The organism is Nostoc sp. 'Lobaria pulmonaria (5183) cyanobiont' (assembly GCF_002949795.1).
Taxonomy (GTDB): Bacteria; Cyanobacteriota; Cyanobacteriia; order Cyanobacteriales; family Nostocaceae; genus Nostoc.
Map to the genome: position 1 here is coordinate 2,563,352 of NZ_CP026692.1, position 14,853 is coordinate 2,578,204.

The window sequence follows — 14,853 nt, forward strand, 5'->3', positions numbered from 1 at the left end:
ATCGCCGAAATCAATTTTGATGATAAATACTTAAGTATTTTCATAATTACCTTACAAAATTTTTACAATTACTCCCTTACTGCCAAAATAATCATTAATAAAAGGCTGAAAAAAGATATTTACGTTGATACACAACATGATTATTTTGTACAGTGCATAATTTATAGAAGTTTTGCATTTTCTTCGGTATACATTGCTTAATCTTACTTATTACATAAAGCGTGGCTCAATAACTCGCGGTGCATTAATGCTCTATCTACTAAAGATTGTATTTGCTCTGGTGATAACGGATCGCCATTAGCGTAATGCTCCATCCAAGTCAGACTAATCAAGTTGGGGTCATCGGGTAAACTCGCTAAATCCCACCCAGGCATTTCCAAGTCTTCCATCAGACGATTTACCTTAGGGTCATAACTGAGAGCAAAGCAGCGACAACCAACAGATGCAGCCATAATCAAGCTGTGCAGACGCATCCCAATTGCCATCTCGACACCGCGAAACACACCTTTCAAAAGTTGCGGGTCTTCCAAACACAAAATTTTGCTGACATCTTTAAGGTGTGGTTGAATGGCTTCGGCAATACTTAAATCTTCGCTTTTTTGAAACGGCAGTAGTAAAATAAAAGCCTGCGTAGCTTTTTGAAAGTCAACCAAAGCACGGGTTAAATTTGCCAGACGTGTTTCTGTAAGTTGGGGATGCGATCGCAACGTTACCGCAACTCTTGGCGCAGGTAAATCCCAAAGTCCTGGTACTGGTTTCGACTCCAACGCCCAAACCGGGTCAGGAGCTATAATACAAGGAATTTGCCAATCAGATAATAAAGCAGCACTGGCGCGATCGCGGACACTAATTTTGGTACAATTAGCAAAGGTTTGCCGTGCCAACCAACGAGTTTGCGGGCGCACTAACGGGCCAATACCCTGCGCCCAAGCAACAGTTTTCAAACCCATTTTCTGCGCCAATGCCATCAGTCCTCCATAATAAAATGGGCTGATAGCGCTGGTAACATCTTGAATCAGACTCCCGCCGCCCCAAATCAAGGCATCACATGAGCGTAAAGCTTGTAGTACAGCTAAGGGAGCCATGCGATCGTAGGTTTCTACATTGTAGCGATCGCGCGTTCCCTCTGGATTACCAGAAAGCACCACAGGCGTTACATCAGGTGGTAACATTTGCAAAAGCGTTGCTAACAAAGCTTCGTCACCACCATTACCTTTACCGTAATACCCAGACAATAATGCCCGCATTTTGACCATTTTGGATTTTGGATTTTGGATTTTGGATTAATAGCTATTGTTAAATGAATCTCTGTCCCCGATACAGATGGTAAACTCATTCTCAAATTCTATTTTGCATAGTGCAGAAGATAGTTAGAACTCCCTCAGATATCTAACGTTGAGCTTCTCAACTCGGAAGTTGAACCTTTGAACTCGGACGTTGAGCTTCTGAACTCGGACGTTGAACCTTTGAACTCGGACGTTGAACCTTTGAACTCGGACGTTGAGCTTCTGAACTCGGACGTTGAACCTCTGAACTCGGAAGTTGAACCTTTGAACTCGGACGTTGAGCTTCTGAACTCGGACGTTGAACCTTTGAACTCGGACGTTGAACCTTTGAACTCGGAAGTTGAACCTTTGAACTCGGACGTTGAGCTTCTGAACTCGGACGTTGAGCTTCTGAACTCGGACGTTGAACCTCTGAACTCGGAAGTTGAACCTTTGAACTCGGACGTTGAGCTTCTGAACTCGGAATTTTTAAAATTCTAAAAGAACAAGTAAAGATTTTGTTTAAACAAATATAAAATTCAAGCTACATATCACCTTGACAGTGCTATTCCCCACTCCTAACTGTATGCACACCCTTTCGATTCCCACCTGGATTATTCATGTTTCTAGCGTTATTGAGTGGATTGTTGCCATTTGGTTAATCTGGACTTACGGCGAACTCACTAATAACCGCAGCTGGTGGGGATTATCCCTTGCCATGTTACCAGCTTTAGTCAGCGCGATGTGTGCTTGTACCTGGCATTATTTCGACAACGCCGAATCTCTGGAATGGCTGGTAACGCTTCAAGCTACCATGACTTTAGTTGGTAATTTTACGCTTTGGGCAGCCGCGTTTTTGATTTGGCGTTCTACCCAATCTGTCAACACTGTTGAACCAAAACCTATTAAATCAGAGCAATGATTTCTAAAGAAACCCTGTTTGCACTTTCACTGTTTCCCTATTTGGGTTTCTTGTGGTTTATCAGCCGCAGTCCGCAAATGCCGCGTTTGGCGCTGTATGGATTTTACGGCACTCTCGTTTTTGTTGCCATTACCATCCCGGCGGGGATTTATGCTGTATTGCATTATGGTAAGTCTTTAGCCAATGTGGATTGGGTGCACGGTGGCGCAGAACTATTTTTGACGCTTTCTAACATCTTACTTGTGCTGGGTTTTGGGCAAGCTGTAAGGGAATTAAAAATGAAAAATAGTAAATTAAGCGATAAATAGTGTTTGGATTGGAATGAGGAAGAGTTAAATGGACGTAATTCCAGCGATTGATTTACTAGAAGGTCACTGTGTGCGACTGTATCAGGGAGACTACGATCGCTCGCAAGTTTTTAGCGAAAATCCCGCTGATGTTGCCAAACAGTGGGTAGATCAAGGTGCTACTAGATTGCATATAGTTGATTTAGACGGTGCTAAAGCAGGTAAAGTAGTAAACCTGGGGGCAATTGAAGCGATCGCTCATGCGGTGTCAGTACCCATTGAAATTGGTGGAGGATTGCGCGATCGCACCAGCGTGCAACAGGTATTCAATCTAGGCATAGAGTGGGCGATTCTCGGCACTATCGCCGTAGAACAACCCCAGTTAGTCCAAGAACTGTGTGAAGAATTTCCCGAACAGATTATTATCGGTATTGATGCCCGTAACGGCAAAGTAGCAACTCGCGGCTGGTTAGAAACCTCGGAAGTTTTAGCAACTCAATTGGCTGTACAAATGCAAGAATTGGGCGCAGCAGCCATAATTTACACAGATATCCACCGGGATGGTACACTTACAGGCCCAAATTTAGAAGCTTTGCGAGAACTTGCAGCAGCAATTTCCATCCCGATAATTGCTTCTGGTGGGGTAAGTTCTGTCAGCGACTTGTTAAGTTTGTTGGCGTTAGAACCTCAAGGCGTGACTGGCGTAATTGTCGGACGTGCCTTGTATACTGGGGATATTTTACTCAAAGAAGCATTACGAGCGATAGGACCTGGGCGGATTCAAGATATTCCACCGAATCTCGGTTTTTCTAGCTTTGCTTGACATTTTCTTGGCAAGGCCGCTATCAAAATCTAGAATTACCCTGGTTGCGCTGGTGGGATAATCAGGGTAATTTGCTACAAACAGGATGGGAGCAATGTCTACGACGGGCTACGCCTACGCAACGCTTGGCTACTAAACTGAGAGAATTAAATATTAACCCTGACGAGTTAGTTTAATGATTTTGGCAACTACCTTTAGATAGATAAGGTAAACACTACGCGGTTTCTCATTAGAAATTCCTTGCTAGTGGTGAAAAAAGCTACGTTTCATATTGAATTTATTTTGTCAAGGTGTAATCCCTTGTATGGTCTGATAAATCAGCAAGGCTTTCTTTGGACTGAATTTATATTCATGCTTTCAGTAGATGCAGTTATGACTTTACAAATGCGATTATATATATGTTTTCAAACAATAAATAGTTGCTGTTGTTCAGATAAAAGAATCAGATTTTATGCGACTCCAGGAACTTTGGTTTTTAGCCAATTGTTTGATGTTTTGAGAAGGTAACACAATGAATAATATCCTAAAGCGCACACTTCTACCCAGCCTCATGGCTGCCAGTTTAGCTGGTGTCACCTTAGTTCCTGCAAAACCCGCTGCTGCTGATGACCAAGTACTAAGAGATGCAGGTATTGGGGCTGTTACCAATGTGGTAACAGGAGCAGTTAGGGGACGTCATAATGTATTAAAAAATGCTGTTAGGGGTGGTGTAACTGGTGCAGCTGTCAATGGTGCAAATGGTCTGAGAAACACTCGCAATCGCCATCACCGAAACGCTGCTCAGGATGTCGGAGTCGGTGCAGGCACTAGCGCAGTAACTGGCGTAATTACTGGCGATGGCAAAGATACCCTTGGCAATGCTGTTGATGGTGCGGCTGTAGGTGGAGCAATCCATCTATTAACCAATCACAAATAATTCGTAAATTCATCAGCTGAAATACTTTACCAACGGTTAACGCACTTATCCCTCCCTAATTCCTCTCCTTCCTAAAAGCAGCAACCTCCTTTCCCTATTAGGGAGGGGAGGTTGCTGGCTTATATTTATTTGAGATATATGCCACCGTCAGATCGGATGACGTTAGGTTTAATAGTAATCCCTAGCCCTTTAACGCCTTTCTAAAGTTTCGACGATAAGATTGATTTGTAATAAACAAAGCTGGCCATAGCAAAGATAAACCAATCCGATTGGTGAAACTTGGATTAAAATTAGTCCGTCCAAACCCATTCCAAAACTTCCAAGCCCCGCCTCCGTAAACCACTATCAAGCCAATAAAAATTAAGGTACCCATTCCTATCAACTCCGTTAGTAACTGACAGAATTTAAGTTAAGTTTTACACACGAGGTAATCACCTCATCAGCGACACCGAGAAGGTATGACAAAACTCCCCAGTTTTTGATATCTAAGTAAGTTAAACACACATCTCTTATTCCAGTGTAGAATAGCCTCATGGATTGCAGCCAGTTTGAGCCTCATGGATTGCATTTTCTTGCCTAAACACTAGAAGTGTTGGTGTAAATGCACAAAGCCACAGTTGTTACTGAAAGCTTGCTGGAGTTTAAAAAGCGAGAAATTAAGCTTAGACAAGACCAAAACCTCATCTGAAATTTAGAGGTTTTTGATTAATTCCTCGCAAAAACTCATATAAACACCTTTGACTTTAAATGTTGCTACAAATGGGCGACAGAGACATTTATTCTACTTATCATAACTTTCTGGTACACCTACTGGTGATAAACCTGCGATCGCTCGTAAGTTTTGGCAACGAATCAACTCAGTAAAATTGAAACTGGAACGCCCTTCAATTTTGGCTACCGCTTCAATTACAGATAACAGATGCTGTGCTGCTTCAGCTTCTGAATAACCGCGCCGTTGTGCGATCTTAATTGCGGCGGCATCGGCATTTAACTCTGACTCTTGAGATTTATTAGTACGCCAGATCCTCCAAGCAGCGATCGCACTTAATCCCCCAGCTACGGCTACACCCACCACATCTGATTGTGCTGCTTCCAAGAATCCGCCTAACAGCCCAGCTAACACCACACCTTGATAAATGTCGGGTTTAAACCACTTCACCCCCGTCAACCAGCTAACCATCTGCAACAGCAGCAAGTCTCGTTGCGGCTTTGGCAAGCGACGCCACAAATCAAAATTAATATATATCGGTCGCGCCTGATTCCAGGGTTGGGGAAAGGAAGCATCAATCACTTTTGCTTGCTCTGGCTTACTAACGATTTTTGTCGTCATCCGACCCGAAGCAGGCATCACATCTAACAAACGGCGAATTTCAACATTTGGCTCCATAAATTTAATTATTAGCCATAATGTGCATAGGAACTAGGTGTGTAAAAAATAAAGTTTTCATGTTAACCTTTGATTTATGAGATGCTTTGGCAGTCTTGAATAAATTCAGATCCAGCCATAAAAATATTGATGAAGCAGTTTGATAGTGTGGCGGGATTTTATAGTATTCGTTTGCCGCCAAATTCAAAACCTCAAAGTTTTGGCTTGTCATTAAGACTATATTTGTAACTACATGGACGCTTTTGCTACCCTCCCACCTGAATGGACAAATAAGGCAATACATGCATACAATTTTTGCTGTCCTAACTGCCACTCAAGTAGCCTAGAAGCTGAAAAAGTTTGGCTAAATCGGCGATCGCCTGTACTTACAGAAGACCGTCGTCGCAAATGGCAAGAGTTCTACTACTGTCACTGTGGTTCTGTGTGGTGGGCTTGGAGTAGCGATCGCCCGCCAAAAGATATATCCAATCAGCCAGACTATAATCCTACATAGCTAATTTTCTTCCTAAACAAAACCCCACCTAAAAGTGGGGTTTTGTTTATCTAATTCTGAGCTTTGCCAATTTTAGAAGGTGAAGGTAGTACGTAGAGTACCTACGTATTCAGTGTTGTTAGCGTCGTTGTGCTCTGGATTGAAAATTACCAACAAGCCAGGTGTTACCTGAATATTATCGGAAACCTTGTACTTGTAAAGACCCTCTAAGTGATAAGAAGTACTGTCGTCGAAGGTAGTATTGCCGGCGACATTTTTGATGCTACCACCAGTGACTCTGGGTGGTTGACCAAAGATCACACCTAAGACGTTGCCTTCTCCACCAAAGTCTTTCAAAGCAAGCGATCCAGCCCAGTACCAAACATCTGCGTCTGTACCCGCATTAGCACCAGTAAGAGCATCAGCAGTTGTATAACCCCCCCAACCACTAATAGCCAAGGTAGAGCCTAGTTGGAAGGTAGCTTCTATACCGTAGTTATTGGATTCAGTGCGAGCACCAGCCCCAAAGGGATTATTGGCAAAAGCGCTACCTGTTCCTTGGAAGAGAGTGTTAGCTGCATTACCAGCGAAGTAACTACGGGCGTAGGTGAGACCAATATTGAAGGCTTTGCTGGGTTTGAAAGTTAATTGACCGAAGATGGTGTTATCACCATCGAACAGCCCATTATTAAGACCGGGATTATTAGCACCAAAGATATTACCAGCACCACTTGAAGGTGCTAAATAAGCACCAGTCAAACTGATAGCTTTGTTAGGATTTAAAGTAACAGTCAAAGCAGCAGAATTTTGACCTTGACGGTAAATGGGGCTAAAACGTCCATAGCGAGAGAGCGCACCTCTAGCAGAGCTTGCAAAATCAGGGTTAAAGGGGTTTACGTTTTCCCATAATTCACCACCAGCAGCGTCAACTTTGACACGCACCGCGTCAGAAAAGTTGAAAGCGTAGTTGATTTTATCAATTGCAACCGAGTTGCCGTTATCTCCATCAAAAGACAAGCGGCTCATGTTAGTACCAGTACCAGTAGCGGTTGCAGCACTACCAACATTAGAAATGGTATTGTTAGCAGTCAAGCGGATTTGCAACTGGTCTGTACCAGTGAAATTGCTCAACAAGTTCAAACGAACGCGATCGCTAAAAGTGGTATTAGAATTCAAGTCTTGAGTAGGAGCACCACCAGGAACTGCTCTAGTGTCACCAAAAACATCAGACACGGCGAAAATTGCTTCTCCAACCAACTTGGTGGTAGTGGAAAACTGATTAGCTTCCAACTCAGAAGTGCGGGCTTCCAGTCCATCAACACGACCACGCAGAGTTGCTAGTTCAGCAGAATATTCTTCTTGTAAGCGTTGTAAAGTAGCTAAATCTTGTTTGCTGACCAAATCGGCAGTAGCTGTAGCAATCAGTTCGTTAACCCGATCTAAACAGGCATTCAAACCTGCGGCAAATTCATAACGGGTTAAAGCACGGTTCCCACGATAGGTACTGTTAGGATAACCTGCAATACAGCCGTAGCGCTCAACTAGAGATTGTAAAGCTTGGAACGCCCAATCTGTAGGCTGCACATCCGAAAACTGAGAAACTGATGTTACCTGACTCATGTCGTTAGACTCTTGAGTTTCAGATAACTGGCCAACATTTGTTACCTGTTCGTTGACTTCAGCAGCTAAGGCACTATTAGCAACGAAAAATGTAGCAGCTAATACAATCGGACTAACCTTAAAAAGATTCCAGAATCGTTTTGTCATGTTTTTACTCTCACTCACACCTACAATAATCAATCCATGAGAAAATGCTTTAAGCACTTCTGTTTCGTGGATTTCACACACAATCACAGCGACGATTATACCTTTATCCTGTGATTATTACAAGCAATTAGTTAGCATACTGCTGAACTATAATTTTTAATTAATTTATTTGGTAAGCGCAAAATAATGCGGCGTTTGTGACGTAAAACTGTTCCTTCTTCCTCTAACTGCTGTAAGAGTCGGGTAACTGTTACTCGCGTAGTATTTAAGACTTCAGCAATATCTTGATGGGTAACATTTAAATCAATTAGCTTGCCCTTATCTACGTCACGTCCAAATTTTTTACTTAACCAGACTAAAAACTGCCATAAGCGTAGCGAAATTGGTTTTCGATGCACAATGCTTAGTAGATCCTCTGTTTGTTGAATATGAGACAACAAAGCATTAATATCCTGATGCCACAAATGAGGTGGCACAATGCTTACTTCCACACCCGTGAGACATTCAATCTGGTAGGGCTTGACTCTGGATAAAGGATAGCCAATCAGATCCCCTAGTCCCCAATAACCGAGAGTGATGAATGTTCCATCTTCACTCCACGTTAAGGTACGAACTGCACCGTTTTCAATACGCCAAAGCACATCATTGTGAGGTGGAATTACTTCCCGACGGGTAAATATCTGCTGGGGTAATTGTCTGCTGAAAGCAGAGCTATTTGACAAGGCAGAAGAGTTTGAAGTAGAACTTGTGGAATACATCATTAACTGTAACTACATAATTATCAGGGAATCTTGCTATTTAAATGATTAAGAAACTCTAATAACTTGTATCAAAATTTACTTGTACATCGGAAAGTCTATTCTTCTCAATCAAAGCTAGGGACTTTAAAATCTTCTGATGGCAACAACTTTTGCTTAAGGTATCTATCAGTGACATAGAGCCAAAATTTTTAGTTATTTATTCGTTACTTTAATTGTGTAAGTTTAAGAATAGGTAAGCTTTTAGTAAAATATTTAGTTAACTTATTTTTAATTATTTAGTATTTTCTGAAGACCAAGTAAGATGGAGGCGCAAATAATTATGAAGATAGTAGGGTGGAATGGCGCTTACTAAATCGCTAGATTTAGATCCCCGACTTCTTGCAGACACCCGGAGGGTAGAAGTCGGGGATCTGGGCGGCATATCAATTAGGAGCGTTGACCGGTGACAATATATGCTACTCTTTGACCGATATTCGTAGCATGATCTGCCATGCGTTCTAGACAACGAATTGCCAGTGCCAGCAGTATAATTGGCTCGACTACGCCAGGCACATCCCGTTGTTGGGCTAAAGTCTGATAAACGCGATCGTAGGCATCGTCTACAGTATCATCCAGATGCTTTAAACGGCGTCCACCAGCTTCATCAAAATCCCCCAAAGCCTTTAAGCTAGTTGCTAGCATTGCCTGCGCGTGAAGGGACATAGCTTCAATGTCGGGCATTGATGTATGAGGCGCGTAAGGAAAAATTTTAATCGCAATCTCAGCTAAATCCTCAGCATAATCGCCAATGCGCTCTAAGTCTCGCACCAGCTGCATAAAGGCACTTAAGCAGCGCAAATCTGGAGCCGTAGGCGCTTGTAGCGTCATAATCGCCGTACAGTCTGATTCGATTTGTCTATAAAAGCGATCGATCTTTTTATCTAATCGGGGGAGTTCCTCAGCTGCTGTTAAGTTACGAGCAAATAACGCTTGGTGGCTGAGGCGAAATGATTGTTCTACCAAGGCACCCATGCGTAATACATCCCGTTCTAAGCGCCTAATAGCGCGTGCGAGTTGTGGTCTTTGCGGATTGGGAGTATAATCGACAGCTTTCACACTTGTTGTCTCAAAGGTGAAGATATTACTAACTATAGTCTTGGCTTAGGGAGTTTGCCATAACTTCAGGAAATTGGAGTTGCATCCACGCACCCCCAGTTTCTGGATGGTTCATCGCTTTGATTGAACCACCGTGAGCGATCAGAATTTGCTCAACGATCGCTAATCCTAATCCATTGCCAACGATCGCCCCTATGGAGTTACTATCTTGGGGGGAATGAGTTCGCGCTTTATCTCCTCGATAAAATCGCTCAAAAACGTGAGGTAAATCTGCCTCCGAAAACCCGACTCCAGAATCAATAAGACTTATTTCCAAGATTGGGGAAGCAGCATCATTATCCTTTGTTGATAAGATTTTCGCTTCAACGTAAATGCTTGTACTAGAAGGACTGTACTTAATGCTATTGTCTAGCAAGTTGAGAAAAACCTGGTAAATCCTGGCTCTATCTGCCTTAATCCACAGATTTTCTGGGCCAGAATAAGAAAAAGACAGATGTTGACGCACTGCTAAGGGTTCTAGTGTTTCCCAAACAGATGCAATGAGCGATCGCAATTCTACAGCTTTAGCTTGCAATTGCATATTTGGGTTTGCTTCCATTTGGGTGAGGTCTAACCAGCTTTGCACCAAGTTAATCAGCCGATCAACTTCTTGCATTAAGCGGTTAACCCAGCGATTTAAAGGCGGTTCTAAACGGTTTTGTAAAGTTTCTACAACTAAGCGAATCGAAGTTAGCGGTGTTCTGAGTTCGTGTGCTAGGTCGGAAAAAGAGCGATCGCGTGCTTGATTTATATCTAATAGGGGTTGACGATTTTCTAAAAAGACTCCCACTTGTCCATTGGGTAAAGGCAAGCTAGAAGCCCGCAAAGCCAGAGATTTGATTGTTGCCATCTCTGCTGCATCATCACAAGATGGATGAAATATCCATTCTCCTGTTTGTGGTTTTTGCGAATCGCGAGTTTGCTCAATTAAATGGTCAAGTTCGTAAGACCTTACCAACTCCAATAACAAGCGCACTTGTTCTGGTTGCCACCTTTGCAGATACAAAATTTCCTGCGCCTGTCGATTGCACCACAGCAGTTGATTTTCCTCATCTACCTGCAAATATCCCACAGGTGCAAAATCTAGCAGGTCTTGGTAAGTTTGCAACGACTGCTGCAAATCTTGCCGTTGCTGTTTCACCATTGCTATTTCCTGCCGCAACCCAGGAATCATCAGCAGTCCCATCTTGTAAGAATGCGAGGTTAACGGTCGGAGTAAGCGCCCCAGGTAACGGTTAAGTTGAACCTGTTGCCAAACCCAAAACCCAATGCCTACCGCTAAACCCAGAAAAAATCCCAATAAAAGCATTTGAGTTGTTAGTTTCTTGGTGACTACTAAAAACTAACAACTATCCCAACTAATTATCCAAACCTATAGCCAAAACCTCTTACAGTCACAATATATTCGGGATGACTGGGGTCTTGCTCTAATTTTTCGCGCAACCACCGAATGTGAACGTCTACGGTTTTACTATCGCCGACAAAATCCGGCCCCCAAACCTGATCGAGCAATTGTTCCCGTGACCATACCCGGCGAGCGTAACTCATAAACAGTTCCAGCAAGCGGAACTCTTTAGGAGAAAGACTCACTTCTTGACCGCGAACCAGCACGCGACATTCTTGAGGATTCAAGGTGACATCCTTAAATTTTAATACAGGTATTTGTGGTAAATTACTTAGGCGTTGGCGGCGGAGTAAAGCGCGACAACGAGCAACTAACTCGCGCATACTAAAGGGTTTGGTCAGGTAGTCATCTGCACCCACCTCTAACCCCAAAACACGGTCAGTTTCACTACCCTTAGCACTGAGCATTAAAATAGGTACTGGGTTGCCTTGATGACGCAGCAAACGGCAAATATCTAGCCCATTGATTTGCGGCAGCATCAAATCAAGAATGACCAGATCGAAGGGAAGTTCCCCTGAATTGGTTTCAAAACTTTTGAGATACTCTATAGCAGACCGCCCATCGGGAGCTGTTATCACCCCATAACCTTCTTCTTCCAGAGCTACAGCTAGCATTTCCTGGATTAATTCTTCATCTTCTACTACTAGAATACGGCTGGTTTGTCCAATGTCCGTTCTGGCAGAGTATTTGGTCGATTCACTGGTATACATTGATATCACAAAAGTCTAGGACTGTGCTTGTATCAATTAGGATGATTAAGTCTATTATCTCGCCTTACTGCAACCACACTTCTACTAGGGTTAATTCTTTTAGATTTTCTTTACAAAAAGTAACATACATCACAGCAGTCTCCTAAATCATAAATAACTGTGCCTACAAGCTTCTAAATAGTTTTTTTAATTAAGGACTTTAAATTTTCGATTCTGTCTTCACAAGATGGAAATACATTAGTGCATGAAGGATTATCTTGACAGAGGAGATTAGGTTAGGTATATTTATTTTAGTACAAACGTACCACTAAACCCCAAAGGGAAAACTATACCTGAAAAACAGAAAGACATATATGTGGAAAATTCGTACCCACTAAGTGTGAGATGTCGAGCATTTCAGTATTTCCACGGCGTTAAAAATGTTGATTAAAAGGCTACTCTGATGTCTGCATAGGGTAGTCATTGGTATGGCTTGCTACCCAATAAATAATTTGCCTATTGAAGGGAGTTGGAAGATGACTACAGTTGGAGTCAAGGACAGCAAACAACAACTAATGCAAGCATTTCAACAAATTATTATCCAAAGAAAAAAACTTGAATCTAAAATAGCAACCAAACAAGAGGAAGCAGAAAAGGTAAAAAGTCAAGGAATTCTGCAAACAGCTTCTGCATATACAGTTGATAGTATTGTTAAAGGTTTAGCTGATTTACAATTGGAGTTTGGCAGTATTCTCAATGGATTATCTGAAAAACTAGCTCAGGAAAATTCCAAGTTAGATGAATTGAACCGAGCTATAGAAATTGAAACTCAACGCCTACAAGAACTGCAACAAATTAGAGTTGTAGCGGATACTCTAGACATTTTAAGTCAAGAACACCAAGAAAAATTAAAAATTCTCGAACAAGATACTATTAGCAAAAGGGAAGCACTAGATAAAGAAATTATAATCAGACGGAAAGAATGGCAAAAAGAACAAGCAGAGTATGAAGAAAAACTTCAAGCATATAACGATTTATTAGCCAAAGATCGCCAGCAAGAACAAGAAGAATTTCAGTATAAGTTACAAACTACTCGGAAACTCAATACAGACAGCTACGAAGGGATAAAGCGCCAACAACAAAGGGAAATACAAGAAAATTCTCAAAAGAAAGAGAAAGATTGGGCAGAACGAGAAAAAATCTTCGCTGAACGCCAACCACTCTTTGCAGATTATCAACAAAAAGTAACTATATTTCCTAGCGAACTGGAAGAAGCCGTTAAGAAGGCTAGAGAAGAAGCAATTAAAGAAACAAGCCAAAAAGCTAAAATTGAGGCTGATTTATTTGAAAGAGAATGGGAATCTAACAAACAGAGCTATGAACAAAAAATTCAATCTCTGGAAGAAACAATTAAGAAACAGTCTGAGCAAATAGAAGGCATTTCTGCTTAATTGCAAACTGCATTAAAACAAGCACAAGACTTAGCTATGAGGGCTTTTGGTAGTTCTAACCCTAAATAGTTGTGAGTCTGTAGCATCTTAATCATCTTGAATTCCTGAAGAGGAGGTTTGTTGTGGTGGGGAAAAAACCGACTGATAAGAATACTAAAGTAGAAATTCTTCAGGCGTATGAGGAGTTAGCAAAAGAAAAAGTAGCACTGAAATCAGAACTTGATAAAGTTGGTAAAGAAAACCAGTCTGGAACTAAAGAACAGCCTAAATTAGAACAAAAAATAGCTATGAATCAGCTTTCTAGTATCCAACAAAAAATGAACAATACAATTGAAAGCTTGGCGAAGGTTCAATTAGGTTTTGGCAGTGCTGCTAATGAATTATCGGAACAGCTAACCACAAAAGCCTCTAAGTTGGAAGAAATCAGGCGAACTTTAGAAGAAGAAATGCAACAATTAACACAGCTGCATAATTTAGAAATTTCTGATGATATCTTGGATACTGTCATCCAAGCCTATGAAGATAATACTAAAGCTTATCAGGAAGAATATAGTCGACGTTCTGAAGTGTTATTCCAAGAAATACTAGAGCAAAGAAATACTTGGGTAAAAGAACAAGAGGAACAGCAAAGGGCGATAAAAGAACGGAATGAAAACTTGAATAAAACTCGGCAACGCAATGCAACAGAGTATAAGTATAATTTAGAACTCCAGCGACAACTGCAAAATGACGAATACGAACAAGAGCAGAAAGCGCTATATAAGCAACTGGAAGAATCACTACAAGAAACAGAAAAGCAGTGTGCTGAACGGGAGAAAGCAATTTCTGAGAGAGAGAAACAATTTGAAGAATTAAAAGCCAAGGTAGAGGTTTTTCCAAAAGAAAAAGAAGCAGCCATCAAAAAAGCTACAGAAGAAGGCAAAGGCATCGCCCACTACCAAGCTAAAGTAAAATCAGATTTATATTCTAAGGAAGTGGAAGGGCAAAAGCGTTTCTATGAACAAAGACTGCAATCTCTAGAACAAACTATTACTAATCAAGAGACGCGAATTCAAAATCTTTCTAAACAACTTGAATCCGCTCTCAAACAAGTTCAGGATTTGGCAGTTAAAGCTATTGAAGGTACTTCAAATGTTAATTCATATCAGGCAATCAAAGAAATAGCTTTAGAACAGGCAAAGACTCAAGCGAAAAATAAATAAACTGATTTATTTTTGATGAAAATTGCAGAGACTTAATTTAATTTAAGTCTCTACAAGTAACTCTAATGCTTTTTATTCAGTTTTCTTTGGTTTTTTGAGGTCTGGGGGAGGTTGTAGTTTCTTCTTATTTGTTGCACTAGCCTGCGTTTGCTTTAATGCTCTGTTGAAATTTTGTTCTTGACTAGACATAATACTAAATTTTAATATTATATTACTGGTATCGTTAATTACATAAATATACCACAGAGAATTTAAGTTTAACTAAAAAGTTAGTAAATAATGTTACCTCTGTAGGAACCTTCACTTTTAACGGGATAAATACAAATCTTAATAGGCATCTGCTGAAAAAGAGATGTAGTACTGCTACATCTC

Annotated in this window: 16 protein-coding genes and 1 pseudogene; 9 read left to right on the plus strand and 8 right to left on the minus strand. The window is 41.3% G+C overall.

Annotated features, from left to right (window positions below):
• Positions 1 to 203: 203 nt before the first annotated feature.
• Positions 204 to 1,247, minus strand: a complete 1,044-nt coding sequence (gene csaB / locus NLP_RS11120) for a polysaccharide pyruvyl transferase CsaB (RefSeq protein ID WP_104909839.1) — start codon at positions 1,245 to 1,247, stop codon at positions 204 to 206.
• Between the two features lie 177 nt (positions 1,248 to 1,424).
• On the opposite strand from csaB, the gene NLP_RS33000 reads away from it, so the two are divergent.
• The 6 genes from NLP_RS33000 (at position 1,425) to NLP_RS11150 (ending at position 4,213) form a co-directional block, all read left to right on the plus strand.
• Complete coding sequence (locus tag NLP_RS33000) at positions 1,425 to 1,766, plus strand: hypothetical protein (protein ID WP_158680339.1); 342 nt, start codon at positions 1,425 to 1,427, stop codon at positions 1,764 to 1,766.
• Positions 1,767 to 1,851: 85 nt separating this feature from the next.
• Positions 1,852 to 2,187, plus strand: coding sequence for a DUF2499 domain-containing protein (locus NLP_RS11130; protein WP_104906457.1), 336 nt, complete (start codon positions 1,852 to 1,854; stop codon positions 2,185 to 2,187).
• On the plus strand, positions 2,184 to 2,495 hold the full coding sequence (locus NLP_RS11135; protein WP_104906458.1) for a DUF3593 domain-containing protein: 312 nt from the start codon (positions 2,184 to 2,186) through the stop codon (positions 2,493 to 2,495). The genes NLP_RS11130 and NLP_RS11135 overlap by 4 nt, the downstream gene beginning before the upstream one ends.
• 28 nt (positions 2,496 to 2,523) lie before the next feature.
• Positions 2,524 to 3,297, plus strand: coding sequence for a 1-(5-phosphoribosyl)-5-[(5-phosphoribosylamino)methylideneamino]imidazole-4-carboxamide isomerase (hisA, locus tag NLP_RS11140; protein WP_104906459.1), 774 nt, complete (start codon positions 2,524 to 2,526; stop codon positions 3,295 to 3,297).
• Positions 3,294 to 3,473 (plus strand): hypothetical protein, encoded by a 180-nt coding sequence (locus NLP_RS11145; protein ID WP_104906460.1) that lies wholly within the window; start codon positions 3,294 to 3,296, stop codon positions 3,471 to 3,473. The genes hisA and NLP_RS11145 overlap by 4 nt, the downstream gene beginning before the upstream one ends.
• Positions 3,474 to 3,808: 335 nt before the next feature.
• Positions 3,809 to 4,213, plus strand: a complete 405-nt coding sequence (locus NLP_RS11150) for a hypothetical protein (RefSeq protein ID WP_104906461.1) — start codon at positions 3,809 to 3,811, stop codon at positions 4,211 to 4,213.
• A 181-nt stretch (positions 4,214 to 4,394) separates the two neighbouring features.
• Here NLP_RS11150 and NLP_RS11155 read toward each other — a convergent pair whose 3' ends face one another.
• Positions 4,395 to 4,586 carry a hypothetical protein gene (locus NLP_RS11155; RefSeq protein ID WP_104906462.1) on the minus strand — a complete coding sequence of 64 codons (192 nt, stop codon included), beginning with the start codon at positions 4,584 to 4,586 and terminating at the stop codon, positions 4,395 to 4,397.
• 408 nt (positions 4,587 to 4,994) lie between these two features.
• Entirely contained in the window at positions 4,995 to 5,600 is a 606-nt protein-coding gene (locus NLP_RS11160; RefSeq protein WP_104906463.1) for a DUF3318 domain-containing protein, read from the minus strand.
• Between the two features lie 232 nt (positions 5,601 to 5,832).
• Between NLP_RS11160 and NLP_RS11170 the strand changes: the two genes are divergently transcribed.
• Complete coding sequence (locus tag NLP_RS11170) at positions 5,833 to 6,093, plus strand: hypothetical protein (protein WP_104906465.1); 261 nt, start codon at positions 5,833 to 5,835, stop codon at positions 6,091 to 6,093.
• A 72-nt stretch (positions 6,094 to 6,165) separates the two neighbouring features.
• Here NLP_RS11170 and NLP_RS11175 read toward each other — a convergent pair whose 3' ends face one another.
• From NLP_RS11175 to NLP_RS11195, 5 genes are all read right to left on the minus strand, one after another.
• Entirely contained in the window at positions 6,166 to 7,839 is a 1,674-nt protein-coding gene (locus tag NLP_RS11175; protein WP_104909840.1) for an iron uptake porin, read from the minus strand.
• Positions 7,840 to 7,970: 131 nt separating this feature from the next.
• A complete protein-coding gene (locus tag NLP_RS11180; RefSeq protein ID WP_104906466.1) occupies positions 7,971 to 8,600 on the minus strand; it encodes a Crp/Fnr family transcriptional regulator in 630 nt (209 codons plus the stop codon).
• 426 nt (positions 8,601 to 9,026) lie between these two features.
• Entirely contained in the window at positions 9,027 to 9,695 is a 669-nt protein-coding gene (gene phoU, locus NLP_RS11185; protein ID WP_104906467.1) for a phosphate signaling complex protein PhoU, read from the minus strand.
• A 28-nt stretch (positions 9,696 to 9,723) separates the two neighbouring features.
• Entirely contained in the window at positions 9,724 to 11,043 is a 1,320-nt protein-coding gene (locus tag NLP_RS11190) for a sensor histidine kinase (RefSeq protein ID WP_104906468.1), read from the minus strand.
• A 53-nt stretch (positions 11,044 to 11,096) separates the two neighbouring features.
• Positions 11,097 to 11,849, minus strand: coding sequence for a winged helix-turn-helix domain-containing protein (locus NLP_RS11195; RefSeq protein WP_104906469.1), 753 nt, complete (start codon positions 11,847 to 11,849; stop codon positions 11,097 to 11,099).
• Positions 11,850 to 12,364: 515 nt separating this feature from the next.
• Here NLP_RS11195 and NLP_RS11200 point away from each other — a divergent pair.
• A pseudogene (locus NLP_RS11200) lies at positions 12,365 to 13,348 on the plus strand (hypothetical protein).
• Between the two features lie 53 nt (positions 13,349 to 13,401).
• Positions 13,402 to 14,481 (plus strand): hypothetical protein, encoded by a 1,080-nt coding sequence (locus NLP_RS11205; RefSeq protein WP_104906470.1) that lies wholly within the window; start codon positions 13,402 to 13,404, stop codon positions 14,479 to 14,481.
• Positions 14,482 to 14,853 lie beyond the last annotated feature (372 nt).

Excerpts from the sequence above, each read along its gene's own strand:
- csaB (WP_104909839.1), bottom strand. The coding sequence starts at position 1,247 with ATGCGGGCATTATTGTCTGGGTATTACGGTAAAGGTAATGGTGGTGAC.
- NLP_RS11130 (WP_104906457.1), top strand. The coding sequence starts at position 1,852 with ATGCACACCCTTTCGATTCCCACCTGGATTATTCATGTTTCTAGCGTT.
- NLP_RS11135 (WP_104906458.1), top strand. The coding sequence starts at position 2,184 with ATGATTTCTAAAGAAACCCTGTTTGCACTTTCACTGTTTCCCTATTTG.
- hisA (WP_104906459.1), top strand. The coding sequence starts at position 2,524 with ATGGACGTAATTCCAGCGATTGATTTACTAGAAGGTCACTGTGTGCGA.
- NLP_RS11150 (WP_104906461.1), top strand. The coding sequence starts at position 3,809 with ATGAATAATATCCTAAAGCGCACACTTCTACCCAGCCTCATGGCTGCC.
- NLP_RS11155 (WP_104906462.1), bottom strand. The coding sequence starts at position 4,586 with ATGGGTACCTTAATTTTTATTGGCTTGATAGTGGTTTACGGAGGCGGG.
- NLP_RS11160 (WP_104906463.1), bottom strand. The coding sequence starts at position 5,600 with ATGGAGCCAAATGTTGAAATTCGCCGTTTGTTAGATGTGATGCCTGCT.
- NLP_RS11170 (WP_104906465.1), top strand. The coding sequence starts at position 5,833 with ATGGACGCTTTTGCTACCCTCCCACCTGAATGGACAAATAAGGCAATA.
- NLP_RS11175 (WP_104909840.1), bottom strand. The coding sequence starts at position 7,839 with ATGACAAAACGATTCTGGAATCTTTTTAAGGTTAGTCCGATTGTATTA.
- NLP_RS11180 (WP_104906466.1), bottom strand. The coding sequence starts at position 8,600 with ATGATGTATTCCACAAGTTCTACTTCAAACTCTTCTGCCTTGTCAAAT.
- NLP_RS11190 (WP_104906468.1), bottom strand. The coding sequence starts at position 11,043 with ATGCTTTTATTGGGATTTTTTCTGGGTTTAGCGGTAGGCATTGGGTTT.
- NLP_RS11195 (WP_104906469.1), bottom strand. The coding sequence starts at position 11,849 with ATGTATACCAGTGAATCGACCAAATACTCTGCCAGAACGGACATTGGA.